21 protein-coding genes are annotated in these 17,806 nt (G+C 60.5%); 17 read left to right on the plus strand and 4 right to left on the minus strand.

The annotated features are described in order from the left end of the window. Positions 1-45: 45 nt before the first annotated feature. From rpmE to Q8M73_06970, 16 genes are all read left to right on the plus strand, one after another. Positions 46-264, plus strand: a complete 219-nt coding sequence (gene rpmE, locus Q8M73_06895) for a 50S ribosomal protein L31 (GenBank protein MDP2288277.1) — start codon at positions 46-48, stop codon at positions 262-264. A gap of 108 nt (positions 265-372) precedes the next feature. Next, positions 373-1,449 (plus strand): peptide chain release factor 1, encoded by a 1,077-nt coding sequence (prfA, locus tag Q8M73_06900; GenBank protein MDP2288278.1) that lies wholly within the window; start codon positions 373-375, stop codon positions 1,447-1,449. Beyond that, positions 1,446-2,432: a HemK/PrmC family methyltransferase gene (locus Q8M73_06905; protein ID MDP2288279.1), complete on the plus strand. Its 987-nt coding sequence runs from the start codon at positions 1,446-1,448 to the stop codon at positions 2,430-2,432. Before prfA ends, Q8M73_06905 begins: the two co-directional genes overlap by 4 nt. Before the next feature lie 2 nt (positions 2,433-2,434). Beyond that, positions 2,435-3,082, plus strand: a complete 648-nt coding sequence (locus tag Q8M73_06910; GenBank protein ID MDP2288280.1) for an L-threonylcarbamoyladenylate synthase — start codon at positions 2,435-2,437, stop codon at positions 3,080-3,082. An 81-nt stretch (positions 3,083-3,163) separates the two neighbouring features. Continuing rightward, positions 3,164-4,432, plus strand: coding sequence for a serine hydroxymethyltransferase (gene glyA / locus Q8M73_06915; protein ID MDP2288281.1), 1,269 nt, complete (start codon positions 3,164-3,166; stop codon positions 4,430-4,432). A gap of 1 nt (position 4,433) precedes the next feature. After that, positions 4,434-5,555: an MraY family glycosyltransferase gene (locus Q8M73_06920; GenBank protein ID MDP2288282.1), complete on the plus strand. Its 1,122-nt coding sequence runs from the start codon at positions 4,434-4,436 to the stop codon at positions 5,553-5,555. A gap of 10 nt (positions 5,556-5,565) precedes the next feature. Continuing rightward, positions 5,566-5,973, plus strand: a complete 408-nt coding sequence (locus tag Q8M73_06925) for a hypothetical protein (protein ID MDP2288283.1) — start codon at positions 5,566-5,568, stop codon at positions 5,971-5,973. 134 nt (positions 5,974-6,107) lie between these two features. Further along, positions 6,108-6,329: a hypothetical protein gene (locus tag Q8M73_06930; GenBank protein ID MDP2288284.1), complete on the plus strand. Its 222-nt coding sequence runs from the start codon at positions 6,108-6,110 to the stop codon at positions 6,327-6,329. An 18-nt stretch (positions 6,330-6,347) separates the two neighbouring features. After that, positions 6,348-7,175 (plus strand): F0F1 ATP synthase subunit A, encoded by an 828-nt coding sequence (gene atpB / locus Q8M73_06935; protein ID MDP2288285.1) that lies wholly within the window; start codon positions 6,348-6,350, stop codon positions 7,173-7,175. A gap of 103 nt (positions 7,176-7,278) precedes the next feature. Then, on the plus strand, positions 7,279-7,506 hold the full coding sequence (gene atpE / locus Q8M73_06940; protein MDP2288286.1) for an ATP synthase F0 subunit C: 228 nt from the start codon (positions 7,279-7,281) through the stop codon (positions 7,504-7,506). A gap of 55 nt (positions 7,507-7,561) precedes the next feature. Continuing rightward, positions 7,562-8,107: a F0F1 ATP synthase subunit B gene (locus Q8M73_06945; protein ID MDP2288287.1), complete on the plus strand. Its 546-nt coding sequence runs from the start codon at positions 7,562-7,564 to the stop codon at positions 8,105-8,107. After that, entirely contained in the window at positions 8,107-8,916 is an 810-nt protein-coding gene (locus tag Q8M73_06950; GenBank protein ID MDP2288288.1) for a F0F1 ATP synthase subunit delta, read from the plus strand. Before Q8M73_06945 ends, Q8M73_06950 begins: the two co-directional genes overlap by 1 nt. Before the next feature lie 64 nt (positions 8,917-8,980). Beyond that, complete coding sequence (gene atpA / locus Q8M73_06955) at positions 8,981-10,615, plus strand: F0F1 ATP synthase subunit alpha (GenBank protein ID MDP2288289.1); 1,635 nt, start codon at positions 8,981-8,983, stop codon at positions 10,613-10,615. 5 nt (positions 10,616-10,620) lie between these two features. After that, complete coding sequence (locus Q8M73_06960) at positions 10,621-11,523, plus strand: F0F1 ATP synthase subunit gamma (protein MDP2288290.1); 903 nt, start codon at positions 10,621-10,623, stop codon at positions 11,521-11,523. A gap of 14 nt (positions 11,524-11,537) precedes the next feature. Further along, positions 11,538-12,986, plus strand: coding sequence for a F0F1 ATP synthase subunit beta (atpD, locus tag Q8M73_06965; protein MDP2288291.1), 1,449 nt, complete (start codon positions 11,538-11,540; stop codon positions 12,984-12,986). A gap of 3 nt (positions 12,987-12,989) precedes the next feature. After that, positions 12,990-13,388 carry a F0F1 ATP synthase subunit epsilon gene (locus Q8M73_06970; protein MDP2288292.1) on the plus strand — a complete coding sequence of 133 codons (399 nt, stop codon included), beginning with the start codon at positions 12,990-12,992 and terminating at the stop codon, positions 13,386-13,388. Positions 13,389-13,439: 51 nt separating this feature from the next. Here Q8M73_06970 and Q8M73_06975 read toward each other — a convergent pair whose 3' ends face one another. Genes Q8M73_06975 through Q8M73_06985 form a run of 3 tightly spaced genes read right to left on the minus strand, consistent with a single transcriptional unit; the run spans position 13,440 to position 16,104 of the window. After that, positions 13,440-14,024, minus strand: coding sequence for a cob(I)yrinic acid a,c-diamide adenosyltransferase (locus Q8M73_06975; GenBank protein MDP2288293.1), 585 nt, complete (start codon positions 14,022-14,024; stop codon positions 13,440-13,442). 32 nt (positions 14,025-14,056) lie between these two features. Further along, a complete protein-coding gene (locus tag Q8M73_06980; protein MDP2288294.1) occupies positions 14,057-15,766 on the minus strand; it encodes a SulP family inorganic anion transporter in 1,710 nt (569 codons plus the stop codon). Continuing rightward, positions 15,763-16,104 (minus strand): metalloregulator ArsR/SmtB family transcription factor, encoded by a 342-nt coding sequence (locus Q8M73_06985; GenBank protein ID MDP2288295.1) that lies wholly within the window; start codon positions 16,102-16,104, stop codon positions 15,763-15,765. The genes Q8M73_06980 and Q8M73_06985 overlap by 4 nt, the downstream gene beginning before the upstream one ends. 101 nt (positions 16,105-16,205) lie before the next feature. Here Q8M73_06985 and murA point away from each other — a divergent pair, with 101 nt between their 5' ends. Continuing rightward, positions 16,206-17,483, plus strand: a complete 1,278-nt coding sequence (murA, locus tag Q8M73_06990) for a UDP-N-acetylglucosamine 1-carboxyvinyltransferase (protein ID MDP2288296.1) — start codon at positions 16,206-16,208, stop codon at positions 17,481-17,483. On the opposite strand, the gene Q8M73_06995 is transcribed toward murA, so the two are convergent. Further along, on the minus strand, positions 17,464-17,793 hold the full coding sequence (locus Q8M73_06995; protein ID MDP2288297.1) for a hypothetical protein: 330 nt from the start codon (positions 17,791-17,793) through the stop codon (positions 17,464-17,466). The two genes, murA and Q8M73_06995, sit on opposite strands and share 20 nt — an antisense overlap. Between the last annotated feature and the right edge of the window lie 13 nt (positions 17,794-17,806).

Below are 17,806 nucleotides of genomic sequence, written 5' to 3' on the forward strand. Positions count from 1 at the left end.
CCCGCCATCGTGGGTGCCGACCCGGGACATCACAAGGAGAGCTCCATGAAGCCTGACGTTCACCCCGAGTACGTCGTCACGACCGTGACCTGCACCTGCGGCGAGACCTTCGTCACCCGCAGTACGGCCAAGAGCGGCCAGATTCACGCAGACGTCTGCTCGCAGTGCCATCCCTTCTACACCGGAAAGCAGAAGATCCTCGACACTGGCGGCCGAGTGGCTCGCTTCGAGAAGCGCTTCGGCAAGAAGGACGAGAGCAACTAGTTTTCGACCCCGGGCGCCGGCCTGGGGTCGACCGCGTGTCTCCCCCGTCGCGCGGTCGACCCCAGACCGGCGCCCGGATTCATTTACCGCTACTTGGAGGACGCCGTCGTGTTTGAAGCCTGTGCCGAGCTCGTGAAGGAGTACGGCGAGCTCGAACTACGGCTGTCTGATCCAGCGGTCCATGGTGATCAAACCCTGGCCCGAAATCTTGGCCGGCGTTTTGCCGAGCTCGGACCCGTCGTTGCTGCATATCGAGACTGGTCTGCCCTGCATGATGATGTCGTGGCTGCCACAGAACTGGCAGCCGATGACGAGGCCTTTGCTCTTGAACTGCCGCAATTGCTGGCAAGTGAGCAGGTGGCTGCGGAGTACCTGACCACCTTGCTGCTTCCGCGGGACCCGATGGATGACAAGGACGTCATCCTTGAGATCAAGTCGGGGGAGGGCGGCGAGGAATCCGCATTGTTCGCTGGAGATCTGGCCCGCATGTATCTGCGCTATGCCGAGCGTCGAGGTTGGGCCACTGAGGTCATCGAAGCCGTCGAGTCAGATCTTGGTGGTTACAAGGATGTTGCCATCGCAGTAAAGACCCGCGGCATTCCCCAGCCGGGTGAGGCGCCTTTTGCCCGTCTGAAGTTCGAAGGTGGCGTTCACCGCGTGCAGCGGGTTCCGGCAACAGAGTCTCAGGGACGCATCCATACCTCGGCCGCGGGAGTGCTCGTGCTGCCTGAAGCTGAAGATGTGGAAGTTGAGATTGACGCGAGTGATCTGCGCATCGATGTGTATCGCTCCTCAGGCCCGGGTGGGCAGAGCGTCAACACGACCGACAGCGCCGTGCGCATTACCCACCTTCCGACGGGGGTTGTGGTCTCCTGTCAGAACGAGAAGAGTCAGCTGCAGAACAAGGAGTCGGCTATGCGCATTCTGCGAGCACGCCTGCTGGCTGCCGCGGAAGAGGCTGCTGCCAAGGATGCATCCGACGTTCGTCGTTCACAGGTCCGCACCGTTGATCGCAGTGAGCGCATCCGCACCTATAACTACCCCGAGAATCGATTGAACGACCACCGCGTCGGATTCAAGTCTCACAACCTGGATCAGATTCTTGACGGAGATATCGACGCCGTGATTCAGGCCTGCATCGACGCCGACAATGCAGCGAAGTTGGCAATAGGCGGCGGCAAGTGAGTTTCGACTCGGTTCACACAACCGGGGGTCGCGAGTCAATTCGCGACGTGCTCTTTGACGCAGAACGACGGCTCACCGCCGCTGGAGTTCCATCACCCTCAGTCGACGCTGGGCAGATTGTCGCCTTCGCCTTGGGTATTCAGCGCAATCGCCTGATCCTGCAGGACTCAGTGGATTCTGACCAGCGGGTGCAGATCGAGAAGCTGATGACTCAGCGACTGTCTCGGGTGCCTTTGCAGCACCTGCTCGGCTCAACGGGGTTTCGTCGCATCGAAGTCGCGGTAGGTCCTGGCGTGTTCATTCCGCGGCCCGAAACAGAGCTCGTGACCGAAGCTGCGATTCGTGAATTGCAGAGCCAACCCATCGGCTCGCGCATAGCGGTCGACCTTTGCAGCGGCAGCGGGGCTATCGCGATCTCACTTGGCATGGAAGTCGACAATTCGCGGGTGCATGCAGTTGAACTCTCCAGTGATGCTCTGGTGTGGACTCGGCGCAATGTGGACGCCTATGTCGATGCCCTCGCAGCCAACGGCTCAAGGGTTGAGGTCATTCAAGATGACGCAGCGACCGTGGCCGATCGCGAACGACCGCTTGCTCGACTGCTCGGGCAGGTTGCAGTAGTCGTCAGCAATCCTCCATATATCCCCGACTCCATGATTCCGCGTGAGATTGAAGTGCGAGATCACGAGCCGAAGATTGCGCTCTACGGCGGCGAAGATGGTTTGAACGTCGTTCGAGATGTGCTGAAGACCGCAGCAATGCTCTTGTCACCTGGCGGACTGCTGGTGATCGAGCATGCCGACGTGCAGGGAGCTGACGCGGGTCTGCGAGGAGTGCCCGGTGTGGCAAAGGCAATGGCTGCTGACTATGAAGTGGCTGCAATCACGGGGCTCGCATTGGGAACTCCGGTGTGGACTGACGTTTCAGATCGCATCGATCTCAATGGGCTGCCCAGATTCACGATTGCTCGACGAGCCAAGTAGCCATGCTCATCCTTGCCAGCGCCACGGGACCAGATCGCGTGCGAGCAATCAATGCAGCGGTCAGCGCGGTGAAGCGTGGGGATCTTGTACTGCTTCCCACGGAGTCGGCTTACGCGCTGGTGACGGATCCCTTTTCGTCTCGAGGTGTTGCAGCCTTGCGCGCAGCCAAGGGGCAGTCCCATGATTCGCCGCTGTCCTTGATGGTCCCAAGCGCGGCGACTGTCGCGGGGATTGCCGCTGGTGTCACACCGCCGGTCAATGCACTGATGCAGGCCTTCTGGCCAGGTCCGTTGACTTTGCTGCTGAGACCGCAGCCGACCTTGGCCTGGGATCTCTCGCCGGATCTTCCAATCGCTGTCCGTATGCCCTTGCACCCAGTGATCCTGGCGGTACTTGTCAGATGTGGTCCGTTGGTCGTGACAACAGCGAATACGCCAGGTCTGCCCGCCCCGCTCAGCGTCGAAGCCGTGATGGAGCAATTGGGCGAATGTGCCGCACTTGCAGTGGATGCCGGTGAGCTCCAAGCCGCGGACTTGCCCAGCACCGTGCTCGATATGTCTGGCTTGGATCCAAAAGTGGTGCGCCAAGGCTCACTGAGCATCGTCCAGCTCCAGCAAGTCGCCCCCGGAATCCCTGCCGAACCGCACTAGCGGCTGATTTGGCTGATGTTCCTGGGCAGCCTCTGGTCTGGCTTTGCGTAGAGTGGGACTTTCATCTTCACGAGGAGTTTCATGACCACCACACCCTTCTGGGGCCCAGATTTCAACGCACTCGCGGCTGAGGATCCCGAGATCGCCCATGTGCTGTTGGCCGAGCTGGAGCGTCTGCGTGGCGGATTGCAGCTCATCGCGAGTGAGAACTTCACCTCTCCTGCAGTCTTGGCTGCGCTCGGCTCAACTCTGAGCAACAAGTATGCAGAGGGCTACCCAGGCAAGCGCTACTACGGCGGCTGCGCAGAGGTTGATGTTGCCGAGAACATCGGCATCGCCCGTGCCAAGGAGCTGTTCGGCGCTGATCACGCGAACTTGCAGCCGCACAGTGGTGCCAGCGCAAATATCGCTGTCTATGGCGCGTTCGCCAAGCCCGGCGACACTGTGCTGGCGATGAGCCTGCCGCACGGCGGGCACCTGACTCACGGCTCAAAGGTCAATTTCTCCGGCAAGTGGTTCAACATCGTCTCCTATGGCGTCCGTCAGGACACTGAAGTCATTGACTACGACGAGGTGCGTGCGCTGGCCATTCAGCACAAGCCCCGCATGATCATCTGCGGCGCAACGGCCTACCCGCGCCTCATCGACTTCGAAGCGTTCCGATCCATAGCTGACGAGGTTGGCGCGATCCTCATGGTCGATGCGGCGCACTTCATCGGACTGGTCGCCGGCAAGGCGATTCCAAGTCCGGTGCCCTTCGCAGACGTCGTGACCTTCACCACGCACAAGGTGCTGCGCGGACCCCGCGGCGGCATGATCCTTTGCCGGGCTGAGCACGCTGCCGCGATCGACAAGGCCGTCTTCCCGATGATGCAAGGCGGCCCCTTGATGCACGCCGTCGCCGGCAAGGCAGTAGCGCTGAAAGAGGCGGCTACACCGGAGTACGCCGCATACGCCAAGCAGGTCATCGCGAATGCTCAGGCACTTGCGGCGGGCCTGGCAGATGAAGGGATGCGTCCTGTCAGTGGTGGTACCGACACCCATCTGGCGCTCATCGATCTTCAAGGCCTGGATGTCACGGGTGCCGATGCTGAGACGCGCTGCGACGCGGCCCGCATCACCTTGAACAAGAACGCGATTCCCTATGACCCCCAGCCGCCAGCTGTTGCCTCCGGAATCCGAGTAGGCACACCGGCGGTCACCACTCAAGGCATGGGTGTTCCCGAGATGGAAGTCATTGCATCCGTCATCGGACAGGTAGTTCGCGATGTCGACGGGCTCAAGACTGCTGACATCGCGGCGCAGGTGTCCGAGCTGGTCGCCAAGTTCCCGGCCTACCCGCGGCCATAACTTGCGCGAATACCTCCTGTGCCTGCTCGCCGCCGCCGCGGTGACGTACTTGACCACCCCAGTGGTCGAGCGGATCGCAGTGCGATTCAAGGTGATAGCTGAGGTACGGGATCGCGATGTGCACGCTGAGTCCACGCCACGGCTCGGTGGTTTGGCCATGTTCCTGGGCTTGATGACTGGCCTGCTTCTTGCCAGCAAGCTGCCCAAGATGGGTTCGGTCTTCGGTCAGGCCGACACACCATTTGCTCTGCTTTCAGCCGCGACGGTGATCGTGCTGCTGGGAATCGTGGATGACAAATGGGGCCTGGACGCGCCAATCAAACTGGCCGGACAAGTGCTCGCAGCTGGCTTGATGGCACTTCAGGGCATTTCAGTGATCTGGCTTCCCTTTGGCGGAACCTTCGTCGTGGATCCGGTGACCAGCGTGCTGCTCACCGTGCTCATCGTGTTGGTCAGTATCAATGCCATCAATTTCGTTGATGGACTTGACGGCCTGGCTGCTGGCATTGTCGCGGTGGCAGCTGGAGCGTTCTTTGCCTACTCATACTTGCTATCTGTCGAGCTTGGCATCGCCAGGGCAACCTTGGCCACCCTCGTCTCGGTCCTCTTGGTCGGCATGTGCGTGGGCTTCCTGCCGCACAACACCTTCCGAGCACGCATTTTCATGGGCGATACCGGTTCGATGCTGCTGGGTCTGCTGTTGGCGGCGGCAACCATCACCCTGACCGGTCAGATCGACCCGAGCGTGGTGGCCGGACCAGCGCTGCTGCCCACTTTGCTGCCGCTGCTCATTCCCTTGGCCGTCATGGCCATCCCGCTGGTCGACCTTGTAATGGCCGTCATCCGACGCACTCGGGCCGGGCGCAACCCCTTTGCTCCGGACAAGCAGCACCTGCACCATCGACTCCTGGAGATGGGGCACTCCCAGCAGCGGGCGGTGCTGCTGATGTACGCATGGACCGGTCTGATCGCCGGAACCGCGGTGGCTGTCGCATTTGTCCCAGTTGGCTATGCCTTGGCGGGCGGCGCACTGGGTCTGGGCCTGCTGATCTGGGCGGTCAAGCGTCCAAGCGTGAGCAAAGCCACCTCCTCGAACCAACTACGGACTGGAACTTTGCGCTAGCGTCCACTGCGTGCCGTCTGCCAGCGAAGTTCCTGTGCTGCGCACAGCCGGATTGGCAACCTTGGTCGTCGGCCTTGTTTCGATCGTCTTGGCCGGCATCTTCCGTGGCAAGGATGGCCTCATCGGTGCCCTCGTGGCCACGGTCCTGGTGCTGTTGTTCTTCGGAATTGGCAATCTTGTCCTGAACTGGGCCCTGCGCGCCCATCCTCAGATCGCCCTGTCGATCGCCTTGTTGACTTACGTAGTGAAGATCGGCGTCCTGTTTGTGCTGATCATCGCCTTCGCGAACACCACCTTGTTCAATACCAAGGTCTTCGCCCTTGTTGTCGTGATCTGCACGATCACCTGGACCCTGGCCGAGGTTGTGCTGTGGTCACGCTCGAGGGTTTTGTACGTCGAGCCCGGGACTGGCCCATGAGCTCAGAATCAGGCTTCGCAAGTCAAGATGAAGTCGCGAAATTAACCTCTGCCCCCAGACGGTTTCCACCGTCAAATGGATGGTACGGTTCGACCGCTAGAAACCGGTCTGTCTCGTTGGACGAGTCAAGAGATATGGCCGATACTGCATGGACAATCACCAGTCGCATCGCCTCCGGCCTGCTTCTGTATACCGGTTTGGGCTGGTTGTTGTCCCTGTGGATCGGACATGCGCCCTTGCTCATGGCAACCGGGGCCTTGCTCGGGCTTGGTTTGTCCTTCGTTCTCATCTTTGGTGGATTGAAAGCGGAGAACAAAAAGATTTCCGAAGAAATGAAGCGGAAGTCATCATCGTGACCTTCTTGGAGGAATTCCTTGTCAGCTGAAGTCGTGATCGCCTCTGGTGGTCTTGATTGTCACTTGATGTCCGGGTGTGGTTTCCCCGCGCCTGGTGCAGAGATCTTCCAGTTCGATGCTGTGCTGACATTCAGCATCGGTGCCTTGGAAGTGAACATCAGCAAGGTGAGCATCGTCATCGCCATCATGGCAATCGTTGTGATGGGCTTCTTCACCTACGCCTTCCGCAAGCCCAAGTTGGTGCCGCGTGGCGCCCAGAATGTCGGCGAGCTCGGCTACACCTTCATTCGTGATGGCATTGCCCGCGAGACCATGGGCAAGGAGGGCGACAAGTTCGTGCCCTTCCTGTTCACGCTCTTCTTCTTCATCTGGATGCTGAACTTCGCGGGCATCGTTCCGTTCCTTCAGATTCCGGCCACCTCAACCTTCGCCATTCCAGTGGCCTTCGCCATCATCGTGTACCTGACCTGGGTGCCACTGGGCATCTACCGCCAGGGCTTCGTCGGCTTCTTCAAGGCCATGATGTTCCCGCCGGGCGTGCCCAAGGCCATGTACGTACTGCTGGCTCCGCTGGAGTTTCTCTCCAACATCCTCGTCCGTCCCGCCACACACGCCATCCGTCTGTTTGCCAACATGTTCGCTGGCCACCTTCTGATCGCCACCTTCAGCATCGCTGCCTTCTATCTGATCAGCGCGAGCGTGGTGGGCATCCTTGGTTCGGCAGCGTCATTTGTTGTCGCCATCGCCCTGACTGCCTTCGAAGCGCTGATCCAAGGGCTGCAGGCATATATCTTCACGCTACTCACCGCGGTCTACATCAGCGGCGCCTTGCGTGCTGAGCACTGAGACGCACGACAGATATTTGCTCGACTACAACTGAAGATGCCCTACTACCCCAGACCCCAGACCGGCGGAACGACCGTCGGCCAGGCAAAGTAAAGGAAACGACATGTCGCTTCTCGCGGAAGTCACCGGCTCCATCGGTTCGATCGGCTATGGCCTCGCAGCCATTGGCCCAGGCGTTGGCATTGGCATCATCTTCGGTCAAGGTGTGCAGGCAATTGCCCGCCAGCCTGAGGCCTATGGCGTCATTCGTCAGAACATGATCTTGGGCTTCGCCCTTGCTGAGGCACTTGCCCTGATCGGCTTCGTGGCTCCGTTCGTCTACGGCGTCTAATCCCAGTCTCCGCGATTCACGTGCAGGAACCTGAAGGGGTTAACTCGTGACACACATCTTTGCTGCAGTCCTCGCCGCAACCGAGGGTGAAGAGATGCCGTCTGTGCTGGCGGTGCCTATTGATGAACTCATCATTGGGCTCATCGCCTTCTTCGTCGTGTTCGGTGTGCTGGCCAAGCTGGCTCTTCCTTCCATCAAGAAGATGCTCGACGAGCGCAGCGACACCATCGAAGGCGGCATTCTTCGCGCTGAAGAGGCACAGGCGCAGGCAGCCACTGTCCTTGAGGAATACAAGGAGCATCTTGCCTCGGCCCGCGAAGAGGCCTCGGCCATTCGCACCCAGGCACAGGCTGACCGCACCGCGATCATCGAAGAGGCTCGCAATGAGGCTCGCACGGCCGCAGCAACTGTCACAGCAAATGCTGAGGCACAGATCGCTGCCGAGCGCGCTCAGGCAACCGCGTCACTGACACGTCAGGTTGGCGAGCTCGCCGTCGGACTGGCTGGCAAGGTCGTGGGCACATCCTTGGATGAGGATGCCCGCGTTCGCCAGACTGTCGAAGACTTCATCGCTGACCTCGAGCAGCAGGCGGCACGCTGATGCTTGGTGCCAGTCGCGGCTCGATGAGCCATCAGGTTGAGGTCCTTGAAGCACGGCGCACAAGCCCGGGCTTTGACCTCTTGGCACAGGAGTTGTTCTCCGTTGCTGACCTGCTTGGACGCGAGAAGCTGCTGCGCAATGCGTTGGCTGACTCCGGTCAGTCGGAGCAGTCTCGAGTTGCCTTGGCGACTGAGGTCTTCTCCTCCCGCGTGAGCGCACTGGCAACCGAAGTCCTCATCCAGATCATTGGCGACCGCTGGTCGACCGACCAGGATCTGGTACTGGCAATCGAGGAACTCGCCACGCAGGCGGCATTTGGCGTCGCCGACACCAACGGCCAACTTGATGCCACCGAAGAGGAGATCTTCCTGTTCGGACGCGCTATCGATGAGTCCTCAACTCTGCAGATGGCACTGACTGATCCGTCGTCACCTGCAGATACCAAGGCATCCATCGTGCGCGATCTCCTTGCTGGCCGCGCCACCGCGGCCACCGAGCAGGTGCTGGCCTACACGGTTGGCCACCTGCACGGTCGACGCATCGATTCGGTCATCGAGCACCTCTGCGATCTGGCTGCTCGTCAGCGCGATCGCGTTGTCGCTGAGGTGCGCGTTGCCCGTCCGCTGGATGCTGATCACACCCGTCGTCTTGCCGATGCGCTGAGCCGCATCAATGGACGCACAGTTCGACTCAATGTCGCTGTGGACCCCTCGGTCCTCGGCGGCGTGTACGTCAAGGTTGGCGATGAGGTCATTGATGGCACCATCGCAGCCAAGCTCGAGCAAGCCCGCCGAGTCGTACTCGGATAACAGACCAAAACCAAGCAGTTCAAGGCGCCTCCCACACACGTGGGTGCGAGAAAGAAAGGTCACCATGACGGAGCTGACGATCCGACCGGAAGAAATCCGGGATGCGATCGAGCGGAACGTCGCGGCGTACTCGCCCGCAACCGCCCGAGAAGAAGTTGGTCGTGTCATCGAAACTGGTGACGGCATCGCACGCGTGGAGGGTCTCCACTCAGCGATGACCAACGAGTTGTTGGAGTTCGAGGGCGGCCTTCTTGGTCTGGCCTTGAACCTGGACATTCGTGAAATCGGTGTGGTGCTGCTGGGTGATGGCTCCAAGATCGAAGAAGGTCAAGCAGTGCGCCGCACCGGCGAAGTGCTGTCCGTGCCGATCGGTGATGGCTTCATGGGTCGCGTTGTCGATCCCCTTGGCATGCCGATCGATGGCCTTGGCCCGATCGAAGCTGAAGGCCGTCGTGCCCTGGAGATTCAGGCACCCTCGGTTGTGCAGCGCCAGCCGGTGAAGGAGCCGCTGCTCACTGGCATCAAGGCAATCGATGCCATGACCGCCATTGGCCGCGGCCAGCGTCAGCTGATCATCGGTGACCGCCAGACCGGCAAGACGGCGGTCTGCCTGGACACCATCTTGAATCAGCGTGAGGCCTGGCTGACCGGAGATCCCAAGAAGCAGGTGCGGTGCATCTACGTGGCGATCGGCCAGAAGGGCTCCACCATCGCCTCGGTCAAGGGCGCTCTTGAGGAGTACGGCGCTCTTGAGTACACAACGATCGTCGCCTCACCAGCCTCTGACCCTGCCGGCTTCAAGTACCTGGCTCCGTACACCGGTTCGGCGATCGGCCAGCACTGGATGTACCAGGGCAAGAACGTCCTCATCGTCTTTGATGACCTCTCCAAGCAGGCTGAGGCCTACCGCGCCGTTTCCCTGCTCCTTCGTCGCCCACCGGGCCGCGAGGCGTACCCCGGTGACGTCTTCTACTTGCACAGCCGTCTCCTTGAGCGCTGCGCCAAGCTGTCCGAAGAGCTCGGTGGCGGCTCGATGACTGGTCTTCCGATCATCGAGACCAAGGCAAATGACGTCTCGGCCTATATCCCGACCAACGTCATCTCGATCACCGATGGTCAGTGCTTCTTGGAGTCTGACCTCTTCAACTCCGGTGTTCGTCCGGCAATCAACGTCGGCATCTCGGTGTCGCGCGTGGGCGGCTCAGCTCAGCCCAAGGCGATGCGCAAGGTTGCCGGTCGTCTTCGTCTGGATCTGGCTCAGTTCCGTGAGCTTGAGGCCTTCGCCGCTTTCGGCTCCGACCTTGACGCCACGTCAAAGGCCCAGCTTGGTCGCGGATCACGCTTGGTCGAACTGCTCAAGCAGCCGCAGTACGCACCGCAGTCGATGGAGCGCGAAGTCGTGTCCGTATGGGCCGGCACCACGGGCCAGCTCGATGAGGTTCCTGTCGAGGACATTCGCCGCTTCGACAAGGAGTTCCTGGAGTACATCGACCGTGCGCAGCCAGGTGTGTTCGATGCCATTCGGACCACCACTGATCTCTCGGACGACACGGTTTCGGTTCTGGAAACCGCGATGGCGGCCTTCAAGCGTGAGTTCACCACGCATGCGGGTCACCTCTTGGTCAACGATGAGCCAGTTGGCGCTGTGGCCGATGAAGAAATCGACCACGCCAAGGTCACCCGGACTGTTCGGGGCTAATACACATGGGTGCACAGCAGAGGGTCTTCCGCCGACGGATTCGTTCCGTCAGCGCGACCAAGAAGATCACGAAGGCGATGGAGCTCATTGCTTCATCGCGCATCGTGAAGGCGCAGCAGCGCCTTGATGCTGCATTGCCGTACCTCAAGCAGTTGCTTGCCGCAATCAGTGCAGCCGCAACGGGTGCGTCAGATGTGGCCAAGCATCCGCTGATGGCCAATCCGGAAAATCGTACGAAGGCCGCGGTGTTGGTCGTCACTGCTGACCGCGGGCTTGCTGGAGCATATTCAGCCAACACCCTGCGTGAAGCTGAGGCGCTGTACACGAACCTTCGCGAGAACGGTGTCACCTCGATCCCATTCGTGGTCGGTCGCAAGGGAGTGTCGTACTACCGCTTCCGCGAGCGTGCGATGGGTGGGGAGTACACCGGCTTCACTGATCAGCCCACCTACGCTGATGCCAAGCGCATCGGTGAGGATCTCCTCAACGCGTTCCTCACGCCCGTTGAAGAAGGCGGTGTCGATGAGATTCACATCGTCTACACGCATTTCATCAACATGGGCACTCAGGATGTGCGCATCCTGCGTGTGCTTCCCCTTGAGGTCGTCGATGAGGTCATTGAGAAGGATTCGGCCCTGCCATTCCCGCTCTATGAATTCGAACCCGATGCCGAGACTGTGCTTGACGGATTGCTTCCGCAGTACATCCAGCATTCGGTCTACACCGCGCTGCTGCTTGCCGCAGCCTCAGAACATGCCGCGCGTCGTCGTGCAATGAAGTCCGCAACGGATAATGCCGAGGAACTCATTCGCACGTTGACTCGTCAGGCAAACCAGGCCCGTCAGGCCGAGATCACCCAAGAAATCAGCGAGATCGTTGGCGGCGCAGACGCGCTCGCCTCGAGCTAGGAGAAGGAATCGCCATGACCGAAACGACCCAGACTTCCGCCGGCGTGGGCCGCGTTGCTCGCGTCACCGGACCGGTCGTCGACGTGGAGTTCCCCGTCGAGGCCATGCCGGCGTTGTACAACGCCCTGCACGTCACGGTGTCCTTCAACTCAGGTGAGGAAGGCGCAACTGAGCGCCTGCTGACCCTTGAAGTTGCACAGCACATCGGCGACAACATGGTGCGCGCCATCTCCATGCAGGCAACCGACGGCCTGGTCCGTGGCGCACCTGTCACCGACACCGGCGACGGCATCCTGGTCCCGGTCGGCGATGTGACCAAGGGTCACGTGTGGAACACGCTGGGCATCCCGCTCGACGTGCCCGCTGACTCCCTTGAGATCAAGGAGCGTTGGAGCATCCACCGCAATGCACCAGCGTTCGATCAGCTGGAGTCCAAGACTGAGGTCTTCTGGACCGGCATCAAGGTCATCGACCTGCTCACCCCGTACGTCAAGGGCGGCAAGATCGGCCTGTTCGGTGGTGCCGGTGTCGGCAAGACCGTGCTGATCCAGGAGATGATCTACCGAGTTGCTGAGAACTTCAGTGGTGTGTCGGTGTTCGCCGGTGTCGGCGAGCGCACCCGTGAGGGCAACGACCTCTTCCTGGAAATGAGCGAGTCAGGTGTTCTTGAGAAGACCGCACTGGTGTTCGGTCAGATGGATGAGCCACCGGGCACGCGCTTGCGCGTGGCTCTGACCGCATTGACGATGGCGGAGTACTTCCGCGATGTGCAGAAGCAGGACGTGCTGCTCTTCGTTGACAACATCTTCCGTTTCACTCAGGCAGGTTCTGAGGTATCCACGCTGCTGGGTCGTATGCCATCAGCGGTGGGCTACCAGCCGACTCTTGCTGACGAAATGGGCCAGTTGCAGGAGCGCATCACCTCAACTCGTGGTCACTCGATCACTTCGCTGCAGGCCATTTATGTGCCCGCAGACGACTTGACCGACCCGGCGCCCGCCACCACCTTCGCGCACTTGGACGCAACCACGACCCTGAGCCGTCCGATCTCCGAACTGGGCATCTACCCGGCCGTGGATCCGCTCGACTCAAGCTCGCGCATCCTTGATCCGCGCTACGTCGGTGACGAGCACTACGCAGTTGCCGCCCGTGTGAAGGAGATTCTGCAGAAGTACAAGGATCTGCAGGACATCATCGCCATCCTCGGCATCGATGAACTGTCTGAGGAAGACAAGATCATCGTGGGCCGGGCCCGTCGCATCCAGCGCTTCCTCTCGCAGAACATGTTCGTGGCAGAGGCCTTCACCGGGCAGCCAGGATCATTCGTTCCTGTAGAGGAGACCATCTCCTCCTTCAAGGCCCTCACGGAGGGTGTCTACGACCACCTCCCAGAGCAGGCCTTCTTCATGGCTGGTGGCATTGAAGACGTGGAGAAGAAGGCCGCAGAGTTGGTGAAGAGCTAGCTCATGGCAGAACTGACTGTCAACGTCGTCTCGGCTGAACGTGCTCTGTGGAGTGGTCCAGCCAAGTCGGTCGTGGCCAAGACTCCAGAGGGCGAGATCGGCATCCTCGCCGGTCATGAGCCGGTGCTTGCACTGCTCGTCGAGGGACCTCTGCGCATCGAGCAACTCGATGGCACCAAGCTGCTCGTTGCTGTGCACGGCGGATTCTTCTCGATGGCCAATAACGAGGTTCAGGTCATCGCAGAGGTCGCCGAACTGGCTTCGGACATCAATCTTGAACGCGCCAAAGAGGCGCTTGCCCGTGCGCAGGCTGCAAGCGCGGGTGAGGATGAAGAGAGTCTGGCAGCTCGTCGTGCCGAGACGCGCATTTCGGTGGCTGCAGCAGCGAGCACTACTCGCTGACCCGAGCATAGGAAAGGAGGGGCCGGAATCTTCTGGCCCCTCCTTTCCTATTCAGGACTGTTTGCTGTGCCGGCCGGGCTCCCACAGCACGTCTCCACCAGCTGAGAGATTGGCCAGTCGGGACAAGATGAACAGCAGGTCGCTCAAGCGATTCAGATACGTAGCCGTGAGCGGATTCATCCCGCCGTGGTAGGTGTCCAATGCTGCCCAAGTGCTGCGCTCAGACCGCCGGATCACGGTTCGCGCCACGTGCAGGCCAGCGGCGGCAGGTGTGCCACCTGGCAGGACAAAGGATCGCAAGGGTTGCAAACGCCCGTTGTACTCATCGCATGCGTGCTCCAAGAAATCTATGTATGGCTGGGTCACGCGCAGCGGTTCGTGCTTGGGCTCGTCAACTACCGGAGTGCACAGATCGGCACCGACATCGAAGAGATCGTTCTGGATGCGCACGAGAAGCGCGCTGACGTCATCTGGGAGTTCGTTCATGGCCACCACCACGCCAATCGCGCTGTTGCCCTCGTCGACATCGGCATAGGCCTTCAGGCGTGGATCGTTCTTCCCGGTCCGGCTCATATCGCCAAGGGATGTCGTCCCGTCGTCGCCTGTGCGCGTGTAGATTCGAGTGAGATTCACCATGGTTTGACCATACGCCACGCCATGAGCGGGGCTCAGTTGGTGTGATCCTGATGCGCAATGTGCCGTCGTGCGTGCTCGATGGCCTCAGGAGTTGTGGCAAATAGGTGCCGTTCGTCAGCGAGATGCTCGTAGATTCCCAGCACCCGGAAGATGCTGTCGTGCTCCTTGCTGACGCCGGAAAGGAGCACCGTAATGCCGCGATGCTCCAAGGACTTGATCGTGTCGCCGAGCACAGTTGCTCCAGTGGCATCAAGGGTGTGTACGCGAGAGAGCCGCAGGATGACGACCCGCACATCGCTGATCTCCGCTATCTCGAGCAGGAATTTGTGTGCAGCACCGAAGAAGAGCGGTCCGTCGAGTCGAAACGCGACGACATGCTCGCGCAGCAGCGCCTGTTCTTCCACTGAATGGTCCTCAGTCGTAACTTCGGTCCGGTCAACGTTCGCGGACCGGGCCACCTGCCGCAGTGCATAGATGCCGGCAACGACCATGCCGATGACGACTGCCGTCACGAGGTCGAACACGATGGTCGCCAAGGCTGTGGCGAGCAGGATCGCTGCATCTCCACGCGTTGAGCGCATAAGGCTTCGCAGATTTGAGACTTCGACCATCTGGACGCAGGTTGCCAGCAGGACTCCTGCGAGCGCGGCCATCGGAATCTTTGATACCCATTGGGAGGCGATGACGATCACGAGAAGCAGAGCCGCCGACTGGGTGATGGCAGCCAGTCGCGATCGGGCGCCGGTGCGCACATTGACAGCTGTGCGTGCGATGGCTGCGGTTGCGGGAACCCCACCGAACAGGGGAGCAGCGAGATTGGCCATGCCTTGCCCGAAGAGCTCGCGATTGGAGTTGTGGTGCTCTCCGACGCTCATGCCATCTGCGACTGTCGCCGACAGGAGGCTCTCCAAGGCAGCGAGCGCTGCGACTGCGATTGCAGGAAGCAGGAGCGCTGAGTACATGTCGATGGACACGGTCGGCAGTGACGGGATCGGCATAGTGTCGGGAAGTGCTCCGATGACGCTCACTGGCAGCTCCATCAGCGAGGCAACGACAGTCGCACCAATGACAGCGGGCAAGGCGGATGGCAGGCCAGGTCGCAAGCGAAGTAGCAGCAAAATGGTGCCTGCGACAGCAAAAGTGATTGCTACTGGCGCCCAATTGGGATGCGCGAACCAGGTCTGAATTGAGGAGGCCGCCACCGAGAAGACCTTTTCGCCCTGACCGGTGGTGCCAAGTGCCGAAGGAATCTGTTGCAGCGCGATGATGACAGCAATTCCCAAAGTGAAGCCCTCAACTACGGGCAAGGGGATGTACTGCATGGCTCGTCCGGCGCGGACAAAGGCCAGCACGATCAGTACAAGGCCCGCGAGCATGCCGACCACGAGCACTCCGGATGCACCGAACTCCGTGAAGATCGGGATCAGCACCACGGTCATGGCGCCAGTCGGACCACTGACCTGAAGGTTGCTTCCGCCGAAGATGGCTGCCACGATTCCGGCGACAATGGCCGTCGTGAGGCCAGCTGCGGCACCCATGCCAGACGAGAGACCGAAGGCCAGGGCCAGGGGCAGCGCAACGAAGGCCACGGTGACTCCAGCAATGACATCGCGTTTGGGATCACGCCGCATATCCGCATAGTCCTTGCGGATCGGAAGCAACTCGCGAAGTCGCGCGAGCCCTGTTCGAACTGCATTCGGCCCATCGCCGTCCTTGGCCGCGTGCCGCTGGGGCAAGCTCATGACAGGTTTGGCTGTTTGGAACGAAGATCGCGCTTGAGAGAGTCCTGATCTATCAGAACGTCCAGAAGAATGAGGCGAGCAGCCATGAGCAGATCGCGAATCTCTGGAACGGCAATGCCATAGCGCACTTCACCGTCGCGCCGTGACTGCTCTATGAGTCCATTGCGACGCAGTACGGCCAACTGGTGGGAGAGGTTGCTCGCACCAATCTCGATTCGCTGGAGAAGCTCGTGCACGGCATAGTCGCGCTCGCTCAGCAGTTCCAGCACGCGGATCCGCGCGGGATGGCCGAGAGTTCGGAAGAACTCCGCCTTGGCCTCATACAAGGGCTTGGTCATTATTTCGACCCCTTTCCTTGAAGACTTTAGCACTTGAATATATCTTCAAGTAATGCGCTGGCAGGAAATCGACGAGTTGTCCGAACTCCTACGATGAGGCCGTGGATCTCCTCAAGGTGACAGGCGGGCATCGCCTGGAGGGGGAAGTCCGTGTTACCGGGGCAAAGAATTCTGTGCTGAAGCTGATGGCAGCAGCCCTGCTGGCCGAAGGCACCACAACCGTGCTTGATGTGCCCGACATCCTTGATGTCGAGATCATGGCCGAACTCCTACGCCGGCTCGGCTGTTCGGTGGAGCACGAACGCGAAGCGCAATCAGTGACGATCAGCGTTCCAGCGGTTCTTGAGCATCGCGCCGACTACGACTTGGTGCGCCGCATGCGTGCCTCCATCTGTGTGCTTGGCCCCTTGTTGGCGCGTTGCGGAGTTGCCGACGTCGCCCTGCCAGGTGGCGACAACATCGGCTCGCGTGGGCTGAATATGCATGTCGAAGGACTGATCCGCCTCGGCGCGACCGCTGTCAATGAGCACGGCTATCTGATCGCGTCCTCCCACGGCCGACTGCAAGGGGCATCGATCTACTTGGACTTTCCAAGCGTCGGTGCAACGGAGACGATCCTGATGGCGGCGGTCACAGCCAAGGGCGAGACCGTCATCGACAACGTTGCTCGTGAGCCGGAGATCATTGACATCTGTCAGATGCTCATCGCGATGGGCGCAAATATCGAAGGTGTTGGCTCATCCACCCTGACCGTGTTCGGCGTGGATGAGCTCAGCCCCGTGACGCATCGCGCAGTTCCGGATCGCATCGTGGCGGGCACCTGGGCAGTGGCGGCCGCCATCACCCAAGGCGACATCACCGTGCGCAATGCGCAGACGGGTCACCTGCAGATTGCATTGGAGAAACTGCTGATCTCTGGCGCTGACATCACTGAACTCGACGACGGTTTTCGCGTGGTGATGCACGACCGACCCAAAGCAGTCGACATCGTCACCCTGCCCTACCCAGGGTTTCCCACTGATCTGCAACCACAGTTCATTGCCTTGAATTCAGTTGCCGAAGGGGCGGCGCTGGTAACTGAGAACCTCTTTGAAGCGCGCTTCAGATTTGTCCAAGAACTGGGTCGATTGGGAGCCGACGTTCGAATCGATGGGCATCACGCGCTTGTGCGTGGCAGACCGCAGTTGTCCGGCGCACCTGTTGATGCCACCGATATTCGTGCAGGTGCCGGCTTGGTGCTGGCCGGGCTTGTCGCTGAAGGTGAAACAACTATCTATGGCGTCTCACATATCGATCGCGGCTATGCGGGCTTTGTCCCAGACTTGATGCGACTGGGCGCCAATATCAGCCGGGTAACCGTCACGGGCGAGGATTCCTGACCAAAGCCGCGGCGCGCTCCAGATCAACGGGCCAGACCATGACTCGAGGACCATCGAGGGTGTCGGCGAGATTGGCGCGAATGCCAGCGGCTTCCAACTTTCGGCGCAGGATCTCGCCTTCGATGTACGTGCCGGGGCTGGCGACCGGGACGAGCAGTCCATATTGGTCGCTGGTTCCCAGTCTCGGGGGCGCAGCGACGACAGACTTTCCGCGCGCATACGTCCATCGCAGAATGAGGATCAGGACCCCCACCCCGAGCAGGGCGCACAAGGGCCCGTAGAAGTAGGAGAAGGAGTTCCACGATGGCACCTGCTAATCCTGC

The organism is Actinomycetota bacterium, from assembly GCA_030684515.1.
GTDB lineage: Bacteria > Actinomycetota > Actinomycetes > S36-B12 > S36-B12 > UBA11398.

Coding starts and splice junctions, on each gene's coding strand:
- rpmE (MDP2288277.1), top strand. CDS start 46: ATGAAGCCTGACGTTCACCCCGAGTACGTCGTCACGACCGTGACCTGC.
- Q8M73_06910 (MDP2288280.1), top strand. CDS start 2,435: ATGCTCATCCTTGCCAGCGCCACGGGACCAGATCGCGTGCGAGCAATC.
- glyA (MDP2288281.1), top strand. CDS start 3,164: ATGACCACCACACCCTTCTGGGGCCCAGATTTCAACGCACTCGCGGCT.
- Q8M73_06930 (MDP2288284.1), top strand. CDS start 6,108: ATGGCCGATACTGCATGGACAATCACCAGTCGCATCGCCTCCGGCCTG.
- atpE (MDP2288286.1), top strand. CDS start 7,279: ATGTCGCTTCTCGCGGAAGTCACCGGCTCCATCGGTTCGATCGGCTAT.
- Q8M73_06950 (MDP2288288.1), top strand. CDS start 8,107: ATGCTTGGTGCCAGTCGCGGCTCGATGAGCCATCAGGTTGAGGTCCTT.
- atpA (MDP2288289.1), top strand. CDS start 8,981: ATGACGGAGCTGACGATCCGACCGGAAGAAATCCGGGATGCGATCGAG.
- Q8M73_06960 (MDP2288290.1), top strand. CDS start 10,621: ATGGGTGCACAGCAGAGGGTCTTCCGCCGACGGATTCGTTCCGTCAGC.
- atpD (MDP2288291.1), top strand. CDS start 11,538: ATGACCGAAACGACCCAGACTTCCGCCGGCGTGGGCCGCGTTGCTCGC.
- Q8M73_06970 (MDP2288292.1), top strand. CDS start 12,990: ATGGCAGAACTGACTGTCAACGTCGTCTCGGCTGAACGTGCTCTGTGG.
- Q8M73_06975 (MDP2288293.1), bottom strand. CDS start 14,024: ATGGTGAATCTCACTCGAATCTACACGCGCACAGGCGACGACGGGACG.
- Q8M73_06980 (MDP2288294.1), bottom strand. CDS start 15,766: ATGAGCTTGCCCCAGCGGCACGCGGCCAAGGACGGCGATGGGCCGAAT.
- Q8M73_06985 (MDP2288295.1), bottom strand. CDS start 16,104: ATGACCAAGCCCTTGTATGAGGCCAAGGCGGAGTTCTTCCGAACTCTC.